We start from the raw sequence: 13,216 nt of genomic DNA, 5'->3' as shown, positions 1-13,216 counted from the left end.
AGGAGCCAGGTAAATGCCCTGTTCCAGCATCAGGTGGAAAAAGCGATTGAAAGCTGTGTTGTCACACGCCATGACCTGCTGGTAGTTGCAGACGTTGTCCTCGGCGGTAAAAAAACCTCCGAACATAGTGCCCGCATGATTGGTGGTGAAGGGAACGCCTGCGGACTGGGCCGCTTCCCGCAAGCCTTCGCAAAGCGCGCTGGTGCGCTGCAGTATCGGATCATAGAAGCCGGGTTGTGCTATCAGTTCCAGGGTCGCCAGACCCGCTGCCATGGCGATCGGGTTGCCCGATAACGTGCCCGCCTGGTACACCGGTCCCAGCGGTGCGATCATCTCCATGATCTCTCGCTTGCCGCCAAATGCGCCCACCGGCATACCGCCGCCGATGACCTTTCCCAGGGTGGTCAGGTCGGCTTCAATCCCGTAGTAGCCTTGCGCTCCCTGAAGCCCGAAGCGGAACCCGGTCATTACCTCGTCCAGGATCAGCACCGAGCCATATTGCGTACACACCTCCCGCTTTTCACGGTATTCCTGTGCCTTTTCCAGCATGTCTGCAGGAACGTCCTCAATGTGAAAATTCGTCGGATCTCCGCTGTCATCCCAGATGTAGGCCTTCATCGAGAGCAGATCAACCACACCGACAAAATTGCTCTCCGCTCCGATCGGAAGCACCATGACCAGTGGGTTTGCGCCGAGCACTTTTTCGATCTGTTTGACAACACGATAAAAATCAGCTCCGACACGGTCGAGTTTGTTGACAAAAATCAGGCGGGAAACCCTCGAATTATTTGCGTAGCGCCAGTTCGTTTCGGATTGGGGTTCCACACCTCCGGATCCGCAGAAAACACCGATGCCACCGTCAAGTACCTTCAGCGAACGATACACTTCAATGGTGAAATCCACGTGCCCTGGAGTATCGATAACGTTGAATTTGTGCCCCTTCCACTCACAGGTCACCGCAGCGGACTGAATCGTAATTCCCCGTTCCTGCTCCTGTTCCATGAAGTCGGTGGTGGCCGCGCCGTCGTGCACTTCACCGATCTTGTGAATCATACCGGTGAGCTTCAAAATTCGCTCTGATGTCGTCGTCTTTCCCGCGTCAACGTGGGCAAAGATCCCGATGTTCCTGCACTTTGATAAGTCTGTCATTTGAATATTTCCTGTTGAAATCTACGCGATGGTGAAATCGTGCAAAACAACAACGCGATATAGCAAAACTCGCAACATGCAATACATTTATCCCCTGCAGCGCGCGTTTTTGCTCGCTTTTCACGGCTGTGCACAATCACACACCGAACACCCTTTCACAGATGGGAACTTGCCCTCTCTGGCGTGCGATTCCTCCCTTAGCCGAGGATTGCACCGTTGCTGCGAATGACATCCCCATACCAGTGCGCTGACTGCTTGAGCGTGCGTCGCTGTGTGGCATAGTCCACATGCACAATGCCAAATCGCTGCTTGTATCCACTGCTCCACTCAAAATTGTCCATCAAGGACCAGTAGAAATAGCCGTGCACGGGCACTCCTTCCCTTGACGCCTGCTTCAATCCCTTAAGGTATGCCGACATGAATTCGATGCGATTGGGATCGCTGACCTTGCCGTCCACCAGCAGGTCCGTCTGCGGAATTCCATTTTCGGTCACCACGATGGGCAACTGATAGCGTTCGTGAAAAAAACGAGCACCCCAATACAGCGCATCCGGACAAATATCCCACCCCATCGTATTGGACGCTGTATCCGGCCCGGGGTCCACCTGTCGATACCCCCCGTTTCCGTCGCTTTCCGCAAATTCGGAAATATAGATGTTCGCGGCGAAAAAATCGGCGGGTTGACAGATGATGTCGAGGCCCTGCTCAAAATCCCGTGGGATGTGGTTGCCAAATCGCTGCAATGCCACTTCGGGAAAAGTCCCCCGATACACCGGATCCATCCACCAAGCGCTGTTCCAAAAGGTCTGCCTGAGCTGCGCGGGACTGTGATCCCCAGGTGCGCGAACATCAAAGGTCGCCTGTCGCGCCGCATCCACATGAGCCTGCTTCACCTCGAGCGGCTGAGTTAACACTCCGACAGGTGCCCAACCCACCTGTGCCCGCTCACCCTGAATTCCACGAATCACGCGCACCGCTTTTCCGTGTGACAAGAGCAGGTTTTTGGAAACGATGCACAGTTCCTTGAGCGACAGCTTGAGTCCGGGAGCAAAACTGCCGTCCGCATAGCCCATGCACGTGATGACCTGCGGTTCATTGATCGTCATCCAATGCGTCACGCGATCCCCCAACCGTTTGACAACCGCTTCGGCGTACGCCTCAAATGCATCGGAGATTTCCGGGTTGAGCCAACCTCCCCGCAAATGCAGAGACCATGGCAAATCCCAGTGGTACAGGGTGACCCAGGGTGTGATGCCATGCTCCAGCAGAGCATCCACCAAATCACTGTAGAAATCCAGCCCCTGCTCACTGATCGAACCTGTTCCATCCGGCATCACACGAGGCCAGGCAATGGAGAACCGGTATGCCTTCAATCCGATCTGCGCCATCAGCTTCACATCCTCCCGGTAGCGGTTGCGATGATCACACGCCAGTTCCCCGCCGTGATTCCGCATCACGCGGTTGGGCAATCGCGTGAATTCATCCCAGATCGACGCACCGCGCCCATCCTGGTCAAATCCACCCTCAATCTGAAAAGAGGAGGTCGCCGCCCCCCACACAAACTGTTCTCCAAAACTCATAGCGCTCCAACTCTGCAACTTCCTTATCCAACCGCAAGCACTGCATTCGCTGCTATTGATAATCCGCAATTACGGATCGCGGGCTGCAATACCTGAGAAACTTTCGTTTTTCGCTCAACTATGCTCAGCCCAATTGTGAGCCAAGTGCCGCGACCGATGCACCCAGCAGCGATGCGTTCTCCGGCCGGATGATCTGGAAGCAGATGCCGTGTTTTTTACGCAGGTGCTTCCACAGATAAGCCTCAATGCGTTCACGATAAAAGTATTCTCCCGCATAGGAAGATCCATCAATCGACAAGAGCAGCGGCGCCGAAAAATTGTCCCTCGATCCAGATCGTGTCGCTGTGGCCACCAATGCAATGGCGGCAAACTTGGCCGCCCGTTTCAAGACTTCGTTGATGATCGTAAAATAATCCTCGAAGTTTGCAGCATTCGCTTCGCAGTTCGCAATCAAGGGATTGTCCGACCCACCTTTGCCAAGCAGAAAATCATTCACGTGTTTGGTCGACAGTCGCTCGGGTACCGCCGATTTTACGCACCCCTGCTTAACCGCTTCGTTGATGACCACCGCAACGAGTCGTCCGACAAAGGCTCCCGACATGGTTTTTTCCATGAGATAGTGCCCCTGGTTTGTGGTGGTTGCATCCAGCAATTTGTCAAAATGCGACTGCTCAAAGCCCGCATAGTCACCACACTCTGTGTTGATCACCTGCTTGCGCCCCGGTACGAAATTATTGAGCTTGGTGATGCATTCATTTGCCTCGAGGTAAGAGATATTCATGCCAGTCCCGAGAATGAAACCGATGAAATCCGAAACCTTGCGTCGGGGGTAGAGCAGTTTTCCCATCAGCAGGGTGGAAACCGTGTCATTGAGCACGACCACTTTCACCTCACGGGTCGATCCCTTGCGAACCCAGGCAGCCCGCAGATTTTCAATGAGCAGTGACCCGACCATGCCATCCACCTGGAGTTCCTTGCCAAAGTGAAGAACCTTGGCATCCCCATTCTCCTGAAACTCAAACGCATTGGAAAAACAGAATCCAACTTGCTCCGTCTGGTCGAGCCAGTCCACGGTCAGTTCGGCAATCGCATCAAAGACTTCGTCGCGCCCAACACGAGTGTCGTGCCCGGGCATCTTGCGTTTGCGAAGCTCGAGCACCGATGCCTCAGCATTCGCGTCAAATCCGATCAATCCTGCGCGCAGATTTGTTCCGCCGAGATCAATGGCCAGAACCTTATGATTCGGCTGGATGTCCTCAGGCACACCCACAAAGGTTGGCAACATGCGAAGTGAACTCTCCTTTCCTTGTAAGCCAGCGTCCATCGCCTCCTGGAAACGGGACACCTCCCGATCAAAATCATGGCGGGTCGCATCCAGACCATTCGCTTTGAGAAAGTCATTCAAATTCAAGTTCATGTGGGTCTTATTCAATTGGGGGTTGAGTGAAATCCGCTTGTCTAGCGAATTCCATCTGGGCGGTCCACGATAAAACTATGCATTCTAAGGAATGTCCCAGACTCCGAAGAAAAAGCCACAAATCGTCGCATCGGAATCGATCTGGAATATTGTCTTGCGGCTGCGGGGCGTCGTTTTTTTGACCTCACTCCCAAAAAACCGCTTGAACTTTCCCCGGCAACCTCCAATATCAGACGGTTTTAATAGATTGGTAACCATGCAAAAGACAAAGAAATCCATCGCGAAGCGTTTCAAGGTGACCGGAAGTGGCAAGCTCATGCGCCGCAAGCCCGGCCATCGTCACTTGCTGCGCAACAAGACGAAGAAACAGCGCAACTCCATGGGCAAGGACCACGAGGTATCCAAGGGCTTCACTGCCATGCTCAAGAAGGCAATCCTGGACTGAACTGACTGCTTCGCGCTTCCTGACATTAAGCCAACTCATTTTTTCAAGCCATGCCTAAAACTAGAAATGCACCCGCTTCCCGCGCAAGACGGCGCAAGGTCCTGAATAAAGCCAAAGGATACTGGGGAAATAAGTCACGCCTTTACCGCTACGCCAAAGACGCCGTTGAACGCGCCGAAAAATTTGCCTACCGGGATCGCCGCAAAAAGAAGAGCGAATTTCGTCAGCTCTGGATCGTGCGCATCAACGCTGCAGTGCGCCCCCACGGCATCAACTACAGCCGCTTTGTAAAGGGTATTTCGCTTGCTGGCATCGAACTCGACCGCAAGCAGCTTTCCGAGATTGCAGTCAATGATCCGGTTGCATTTGAAAAGCTCATCGATACGTCCAAAAAAGCGCTGGAGAAGCAGGCAGCCTGAGGCAGCCTCACCCATTTTCATTACCAATCGAATTTCAGGCTCCATCGCAGGGTGGAGCCTTTTTTTGGCCTCGGAATCGGCAGATTCCCGGCAACGTGAGCATTTCGCTCTAGAAATTCCACCCGATATCCTTTTTGATTGCCAGTTCAGGCAGGCGTTCGACGCCGCTCAAACCGACTCAAACCACATCGCATGGATCAAGAACTCACCGCCATCCTTTCTCGAGCCAGGACCGAAGCATCCGGCATCCACAACCGTGGAGCCTACGAAGCCTTCAAGGCCAGCTTCATGGGGCCTCAGGGAAGTTTCACCAGCGTACGCAAGCAGATCGCTTCCGTTCCCAAGGAGGAAAAACCCGCATTTGGAAAGAAGCTCAATGAACTCAAGGGTGAACTCGAAGCCATCTTTGCCGGGATCGAAAACTCTCTCGAAGCGGCTGAACTGGCCGCACGCATTGGTCCTGCAATTGACCCGACCCTGCCTTCTCCCGATGTGTCGCTCGGCACCCAGCATCCGCTCTCTCAAATCCTTGATCGCATCGTGCACATCTTTGAGAAGGTGGGATTCACCGTGGCTTCGGGAAGCGAGGTCGAGACCGAATTCTTTTGCTTCGATGCGCTCAATACTCCTCCTGAACACCCTGCACGGGCCGAACAGGACACCTACTACCTTCCCCGAACCACAGGTTTTTCCAACATCCCTCAGCAAAGCGACGAGCGCTATGTGCTCCGTCCCCATACGTCGAGTGTGCAAATCCGCACCATGTTCAAGGAAGGGGTTCCGCTTCGCATCCTCTCACCGGGCCGAACCTTTCGGCGCGATACGGCAGATGCCACTCATTCCGCCAATTTCCATCAGATTGAGGGTTTGTTTGTGGACAAACATGTCACCGTGCGCGATCTGAAGGCCATTCTCGATTACTTCGCCAAAGAACTGCTGGGCAAGGATGCCAAGGTGCGCTTTCGCCCGCATTTTTTCCCCTACACAGAACCAAGCTTTGAGGTCGATTTTTCGGCCGAACACCTCGGCAAGGTCGGCAAAAAGTGGATTGAAATCATGGGCTGCGGCATGGTGGATCCGAAGGTCTTCGAAGCAGTCGGCGTCGATCCGACTCTTTATTCCGGCTACGCATTTGGCATGGGTATCGAGCGCATTGCCATGATCGCCACTGGCGTGGACGACATTCGCTACTTCTATCAAAACGACCAGCGTTTCCTCCGCCAGTTCGCCCGCTGAGGTCATGCCAATGCATCAACGTCCCAATCATTCAAATCTTTTCCTGTCATGTTAATTTCACTGAACTGGCTGCAAACCTATATTCCCGGACTCAACCCGAATCCCGAACAAATTGAAGAGGCACTGACGCTCATCGGGTTTGAGGTCGAGTCCATCGAAACACGTGGCCTGAGTCCCATTGACAAGGTGGTTGTCGGAGAGGTTCTCAGTAAGGAACCTCACCCCAATGCCGACAAGCTCAGCGTCTGCAAAGTCCATACTGGCGACCCCGATCATCCGGCCAGCATCGTCTGCGGAGCCCAGAATTTCAAGGTCGGTGACCGCGTGCCAGTCGCAGTCATTGGTGCTGAACTTCCAGGCGGGTTCAAGATTCAGAAGGTACAGCTTCGCGGTGTGGATTCCTCGGGAATGATGTGTTCCGCAAAAGAATTGGGCATGGGAGAAGACCATTCGGGTCTGCTCATCCTCAACAATCGACCGGACATTGGAACTCCCATTCACGAGGTCTTTCCCAAGGGCGATGTGGTGTTCGACGTAGAGGTCACTCCAAACCGACCCGACTGCCTCAGCCACCTTGGACTGGCCCGCGAACTGGCTGCACACTTTAATCTCGACCGCAATGAACCGGTGACGGAACTCAACGCCGAAGCATTCTCCACCGAAGCAAAGGATGGCCTGCTCGACCGCGTTGTCATCGAAGCTGCAAAGGATTGCCACTACTACACGGCCCACTGCATTCGCGGAGTGGAAATCAAGGAGAGTCCCGACTGGCTCAAAACCGCTCTCGAAGCCATCGACCTGCGTCCGATCAACAATGTCGTCGATGTGACGAACTATGTGCTGCACGAATTCGGACAACCCCTGCACGCCTTTGATGCCGCAAAAATCCGGGGGCGCACGCTTCGTGTGCGACATGCACGCGAAGACGAAACACTGGTGACGCTCGATGAGAAGAAGCGCACCCTGCAGCCCCATCACCTGTTAATTGCAGACGACGAACGTGGACTTGTCATCGGCGGAGTCATGGGAAGCATCGATGCAGAGGTGGATGCCGGTACGGTTGATATTGTGCTTGAATCAGCATGGTTTGAACCGCGCCAGACTCGCCGCACCTCCCGTGAGCTTGGCTTGTCCACTGACAGTTCCTACCGCTTTGAGCGCGGGATCGACCCACGGGGCGTGGATACCGCTGCTTATCGAGCCCTTGAGCTTATCCTGGAGACAGCGGGCGGAAGCTTGTGCAAGCAATGTTACATCGAGGGTTCAAACGAACTGCCCGAACGCACCATCGAACTCAGTGCGGACTACGTGAGAGAACGCTGTGGTTTTGAGTTTGATGATGCTGCCATCGAGCGCGCACTCTCAGCGCTTGGCCTCGGACTCGAAAGCCTGGAGCTGTCACCCAAGCGCTGGAAGATAACCGTCCCCTCGTTCCGTGCCGACCTGGAACGCCCCATTGATCTGGTGGAGGAGTTTCTGCGCATCTATGGCACCGACCGCATTCCTGACGCCGATGTTCAAAATCGCGCATTGCTTCGCGAGCACTCCATGGAGTGGTCCCTGCGCAAGCGAATGTCCTCCTACCTGTGCGCAAAAGGATTCACCGAGGCCTACAACTACACCCTGCTCGACGCATCCAGGCTGGAACGCCAGGACGGCGAACACGAGGTCCTCAGGCTTCTCAATCCCATTTCGTCGGACCAAACCCACCTGCGTCCCTCACTCATTCCCGGCCTGCTCGAAGTCATTCGCACCAACCAACATCACGGTGCCATGGGTTCACGCTTCTTCGAATGGGGACGTGTTTATGTCGCTGTGGGTTCAGAACTGACCGAGTGTCTGGGCATCGGATTTGCGCTGCATGAACATCCGGCACAGCGCAGCTGGAAAACCCGTGAGGCTAGCGATTTCTACCAAATCAAGGCACTCATTTTAGACCTGTTGCGCATGGCTGGCCAACGTCTGTCCGACAACCTGATTTCACTCGACTCCATCCCTCGCTACGGTCAACAGGGACACTTCGTCAAGGGCGCTGGATTGCGCAAGGGTGGGTTTGAGGCGGAGTTCGGCATGCTTGACCTCAAGTTCCTCAAGGAACAGGACATTGAGGGTGTCGTCTATGCCGGTTGCATCGCCATTCTACCCGCCTCTATTGAGAAACCGGAAAAGCCCCATCGCTACCAGGCGTTTACCCACTTCCCTCCTTCCTTCAAGGATCTTGCACTGGTGGTGGACAGCAAGGAACCCGCTGCACGGGTATTGGACGCCATGCTCAAGACTGCCCGTTCGGTCAGCGACAAGGATCTTGAGGTGGAGGACATTCAGATCTTTGACCAATATGCTGGCAAGGGACTCGAACCCGGCACCAAGAGCCTTGCGTTCAGCATGACATTTCGCAGCAAATCGGGAACCCTGACCGATGAACGAGTCAATCGGGCATTCGATTACATCCAGCAACAAATCGAATCCCGAACCCGATACCGGGTGCGACGCTGAAGCGTGCCCTCAAGATCCACGATCGCTTGTTTCCCACAAACCTTCCCAACTGCAATTACCATGGCAACCAACGATGAGTTCGACATTCACTACGTCGCCAAGCTCGCACGGCTCGAGCTGAGCGAATCCGAACAGGTCACTTTTACCGAACAACTGGGTAAAATCATTCACTACTTCCAAAAGTTGCGCGAGGTGGACACCCAGGGAGTGGAACCCACCGCCCACGCCACGCCGCTCTTTGATGTGCTGCGATCCGACATTCCAGGGCAGCCTCTCACTCGCGAGCAGGCACTGCAAAACGCCCCCCAACACACGGACAACCAGGTCATCGTACCCCGGGTTGTAGAATAATCAGCGCCCAAAATCGCACCGTCACACCACATGGAAACCGAACTTCCCTTTCTGACCGCTCACGAGATTCAGGCCCGTCGCAAGGCAGGCTCCCTGACCTCTGAAGCACTGGTAACGGCACTGCTCGAACGCGTGCAACTCCTCAACCCGACGCTGAATTGTTTCCTCGGAGTCGATGCCGAGCATGCCCTGGAACAGGCGCGTGCATCTGACGAACGCCTGCGCAACCAGCAAACACTCGGGGTGCTCGACGGCATTCCCGTTGCGCTCAAAAACAACATGGCAATCGAAGGTCAGCCTCTGACCTGTGCCAGCCGCATTCTTGAGCACTTCATCCCCCCCTACAGCGCAACCGTTGTCGACAAACTCAGGGCAGCCGGGGCCATTGTCTGGGGACGGCTCAACATGGATGAATTCGCAATGGGTTCCTCCAATGAAACCTCCTACTTCGGTCCGGCACGCAATCCCTGGGACTCCACACGCAGCCCCGGGGGCAGCAGTGGTGGCAGTGCTGCGGCAGTTGCGGCAGGCATGTCGCCCCTCACTCTGGGAAGCGACACGGGCGGCTCCATCCGCCAGCCCGCCTCATTTTGCGGGGTCTATGGTCTCAAACCCACCTACGGGCGTGTGTCTCGCTACGGACTGGTCGCCTTTGCCTCGAGTCTCGACCAGATTGGCCCATTTGCCCGTTCTGTAGACGATCTCGCCGTCCTGTTGAGCCTGATTTCCGGGGTTGACCCCAAAGATTCCTCGTCCTTTCCGACCGATGTACCCGATTACAGTGCTGCGTTGAAAGAGGCAGACTCCTATTGTCCCTGCATCGGAGTGCCCAAGGAGTATTTTGACTACCCCATGGATGACGCCGTGCTGCAACCCATTCGCGATGCAATCGATTTTTACCAACGCAAGGGCTGCGAGATCCGGGAAATCTCCCTGCCCAACAGCTCTCTGGCCGTTCCAACCTATTACATTCTTGCCACTGCGGAGGCATCTTCAAACCTCGCGCGCTTCGACGGCATTCGCTACACGCACCGCTCCGAATCTGCTCAGGATGTCATGGAGGTTTATTTCAAAAGTCGCGGAGAAGGATTTGGCGAAGAGGTTAAACGCCGCATCATTCTGGGAACCTTCGCGCTGAGCAGTGGCTATCACGATGCCTACTACCTCAAGGCACAACAGGTGCGAACCCTCATTCGAAATGATTTCAACTCTGCATTTGAAGGTGTCGATCTGGTGCTCACACCCACGGCGCCTACGCCCGCATTTCGTCTCAGTGAGCAATGCACAGACCCTCTGACCATGTATCTCAACGACATTTTTACGATCCCGGCCAATCTTGCAGGACTCCCGGCTCTCTCGGTTCCCTGTGGTTTCACACCCGAAAACCTGCCAGTCGCCTTCCAATTGATCGCTCCACATTTCGAGGAGAGTCGATTGCTGCTCGCCGCAAAGCGTTTCGAATCCAACCACGACATTCATGCCACCCATCCCAGGCTGGGTTGAGCTTGCGTCATCCTGAAAGACCGCGCTGGAATCTGATCCCACCCACTCTTTTCATCCATCATGAGCGACTACGAAGCAGTCATCGGACTTGAGGTCCACGTGCAACTGAAGACACAGAGCAAAATGTTCACGGATGCACCCTACACCTACGGTGCAGAACCCAACAGCCTGACCAATCCGGTCGTTCTCGGAATGCCCGGTACTTTGCCCGTGCTCAACCGCGAGGCGATCGAAAAGACCATTCAGGTTGGACTGATGCTCGGATGCACGATTCCCCCCGTTTCCAAATGGGATCGCAAGCACTACTTCTATCCGGACATGCCCAAAAACTACCAGATCTCCCAATACGACCAGCCGCTTTGCCTCGGCGGTTCCGTGGAGATCGAGATGCTGAGCACCTCCCGCAACATCATGGGAGAACACCGCGAGGTTAAACTCACCCGCATTCATCTGGAGGAGGATGTCGGCAAGCTCACGCACACCGGGGACTCCAGCTGGGTGGACTATAATCGCGCCGGTGCTCCCCTGATTGAAATCGTCACCGAACCGGATCTCTTTTCTCCCGAAGAGGCCTTCGCATTTCTCACCGCTTTGCGCAACAATCTGCAGTTTGCTGGCATGTCGGACTGTGATATGGAAAAAGGGCAGATGCGCTGCGATGCCAATGTCTCCGTCCGCCCCAAAGGCAGCCAGACGCTCGGAACCAAGGTTGAGCTGAAAAACCTCAACAGCATCAGCGGGGTAAAGAATGGTTTGGCCTACGAAATCGAGCGTCAGATTCGCGAGCTGCAGGCAGGGCGAACCCTCACGCAGGAAACCCGACGCTGGGATGCCGACCAAAACATGACCTACGTCATGCGCACCAAGGAAGAGGCCCATGACTATCGCTACTTTCCCGATCCTGACTTGATGCCTGTGCGCATCTCTGAGGAATGGAAAAGCGCGTTGGCTGCGGAACTTCCCGAAATGCCCTTTGACCGCCAACGCCGCTATATGGACGATCTCGAACTGCCCTACACCGTAACTTCTGTGATCTGTCCAAACCGCGCCCTGGTCGAGTTCTTCGAAGCCGCATTGTTGATCCATGCCAATGCCAAGGGAATTGCCAACTTCATCGCCAATGACCTGCTCCGGGAGTTATCCAATCGAAGTTCTGAAACCGAAAAGGTCGAACTCAACGATTTACCCATCACCCCCGCCCACATCGCAAGCCTCGTGGATTTGGTCGACCGCAACGTCATTTCCAATCAAATTGCCAAAGACTTGTTTCCCGAAATGGTGGAAACCGGAACCCTGCCCGCTGACATCGTAGAGGCAAAGGGACTCAAACAATCCTCGGACACTGGAGCCATCGAAGCCATCTGCCGGGATGTGATTGATGCCAACCCGCGCCCAGCGTCCGAATTTCGCGAGGGCAACGAAAAAGCCATCAACGCTTTGAAGGGACAGGTCATGAAAGCCACCCAGGGAAAAGCCAATCCCAAGCTGGTCGACGAAATCCTTCGCAATATCCTCATGGAATAAACTCCACTTCCCAAATTCCCCATGAAACCTCTCAAGATCTTCGTCACAGGCCATCGCGGCATGGTGGGTTCTGCCATCTGCCGATCCCTGCTTGCACAGAAAAACAATCCGGTCGCTCTGCTCACACGCAGTCGCAGCGAACTCGATCTTACCGATCAACATGCAGTCGATGCATTCCTGCAGTCCGAACGCCCCGATGGGGTGATCAACGCCGCAGCACGAGTCGGCGGCATCCACGCCAATGACACTTATCCGGCAGAGTTCATTCAGGAGAATCTGGCGATCAACCTCAATCTGGTTCACAGCGCCTATCGCCACGGTGTGAAACGCTTCCTCAACCTCGGCAGTTCCTGCATCTATCCGAAAGAGGCACCACAGCCCATCCGCGAGGACAGTCTGCTGACAGGCCCCCTCGAATCCACCAATGAGGCCTATGCGCTCGCCAAAATCGCCGGTCTCAAGCTGTGTCAGTTTTACCGTCGTCAATATGGGGTCCTCTTTCACTCTGCCATGCCCTGCAATCTCTACGGAACTGGCGACAACTATCATCCCGAAAACTCTCATGTGATCCCCGCCCTGCTGCGCAAGTTTCACGAGGCTACGCAACAACGCTCAGATACTGTCGTGATCTGGGGCAGCGGTACCCCACTGCGCGAATTTTTGCATGTGGACGACCTCGCATCTGGCGTGCTCCACCTGCTTGAACTCGAAAATCCGCCGGATTGGGTCAACATCGGTTTTGGTTCCGATATTTCCATTGCAGCACTGGCAGAGTTGATCCGTGAGGTTACGGGATTTCAGGGTCGCATCGTGCAGGACCCAAGCAAACCCGACGGAACCATGCGAAAACTCATGGATGTTTCCCTCATCCGCAGCACGGGCTGGCAAGCACGAATCGACCTCAAAACTGGCCTTAAGAGTGCCTACCATGATTTTCTGACACACCTCGAAGCAGGTGATCTGCGCTCCTGACCGATGAGGGAATACTCCTGAAAAATCCTCATCTGTTCCATATCAGAACTATCCACAGTCATTTAGCGATTTCTGTGCACGACATCGGGGGTTTTTTCGTTTTCCCCAAGTGCCTGCATCTGTC

General features: G+C 54.8%; 11 protein-coding genes. 8 read left to right on the top strand and 3 right to left on the bottom strand.

The annotated features are described in order from the left end of the window. The 3 genes from ABQ298_06265 to ABQ298_06255 all read right to left on the bottom strand — a co-directional run. Positions 1 to 1,149, bottom strand: a 1,149-nt coding sequence (locus ABQ298_06265; GenBank protein MEQ9823970.1) for an aminotransferase class III-fold pyridoxal phosphate-dependent enzyme, incomplete at its 3' end; no start/stop codon positions are given. A 197-nt stretch (positions 1,150 to 1,346) separates the two neighbouring features. Continuing rightward, entirely contained in the window at positions 1,347 to 2,729 is a 1,383-nt protein-coding gene (locus ABQ298_06260) for a GH1 family beta-glucosidase (protein ID MEQ9823969.1), read from the bottom strand. Positions 2,730 to 2,853: 124 nt separating this feature from the next. Continuing rightward, positions 2,854 to 4,146, bottom strand: a complete 1,293-nt coding sequence (locus ABQ298_06255; protein MEQ9823968.1) for a hypothetical protein — start codon at positions 4,144 to 4,146, stop codon at positions 2,854 to 2,856. 256 nt (positions 4,147 to 4,402) lie between these two features. On the opposite strand from ABQ298_06255, the gene rpmI reads away from it, so the two are divergent. The 8 genes from rpmI to ABQ298_06215 all read left to right on the top strand — a co-directional run bounded on the left by rpmI (position 4,403) and on the right by ABQ298_06215 (position 13,092). Then, entirely contained in the window at positions 4,403 to 4,591 is a 189-nt protein-coding gene (gene rpmI, locus ABQ298_06250) for a 50S ribosomal protein L35 (GenBank protein MEQ9823967.1), read from the top strand. Positions 4,592 to 4,641: 50 nt separating this feature from the next. Continuing rightward, entirely contained in the window at positions 4,642 to 5,010 is a 369-nt protein-coding gene (gene rplT / locus ABQ298_06245; protein ID MEQ9823966.1) for a 50S ribosomal protein L20, read from the top strand. A gap of 192 nt (positions 5,011 to 5,202) precedes the next feature. Further along, complete coding sequence (gene pheS, locus ABQ298_06240; protein MEQ9823965.1) at positions 5,203 to 6,246, top strand: phenylalanine--tRNA ligase subunit alpha; 1,044 nt, start codon at positions 5,203 to 5,205, stop codon at positions 6,244 to 6,246. A 48-nt stretch (positions 6,247 to 6,294) separates the two neighbouring features. Beyond that, positions 6,295 to 8,742, top strand: coding sequence for a phenylalanine--tRNA ligase subunit beta (gene pheT, locus ABQ298_06235; protein MEQ9823964.1), 2,448 nt, complete (start codon positions 6,295 to 6,297; stop codon positions 8,740 to 8,742). Between the two features lie 60 nt (positions 8,743 to 8,802). Further along, positions 8,803 to 9,093: an Asp-tRNA(Asn)/Glu-tRNA(Gln) amidotransferase subunit GatC gene (gene gatC / locus ABQ298_06230; protein MEQ9823963.1), complete on the top strand. Its 291-nt coding sequence runs from the start codon at positions 8,803 to 8,805 to the stop codon at positions 9,091 to 9,093. A 30-nt stretch (positions 9,094 to 9,123) separates the two neighbouring features. Then, positions 9,124 to 10,596: an Asp-tRNA(Asn)/Glu-tRNA(Gln) amidotransferase subunit GatA gene (gene gatA / locus ABQ298_06225; GenBank protein ID MEQ9823962.1), complete on the top strand. Its 1,473-nt coding sequence runs from the start codon at positions 9,124 to 9,126 to the stop codon at positions 10,594 to 10,596. 60 nt (positions 10,597 to 10,656) lie between these two features. Then, on the top strand, positions 10,657 to 12,120 hold the full coding sequence (gene gatB / locus ABQ298_06220; protein MEQ9823961.1) for an Asp-tRNA(Asn)/Glu-tRNA(Gln) amidotransferase subunit GatB: 1,464 nt from the start codon (positions 10,657 to 10,659) through the stop codon (positions 12,118 to 12,120). Between the two features lie 21 nt (positions 12,121 to 12,141). Then, positions 12,142 to 13,092, top strand: a complete 951-nt coding sequence (locus tag ABQ298_06215; protein MEQ9823960.1) for a GDP-L-fucose synthase — start codon at positions 12,142 to 12,144, stop codon at positions 13,090 to 13,092. The last annotated feature ends 124 nt before the right edge of the window (positions 13,093 to 13,216 follow it).

Source organism: Puniceicoccaceae bacterium, from assembly GCA_040224245.1.
In the GTDB taxonomy this organism is placed as follows: Bacteria; Verrucomicrobiota; Verrucomicrobiia; order Opitutales; family JAFGAQ01; genus JAKSBQ01.
This window is presented reverse-complemented; position numbering and strand designations above follow the sequence as displayed.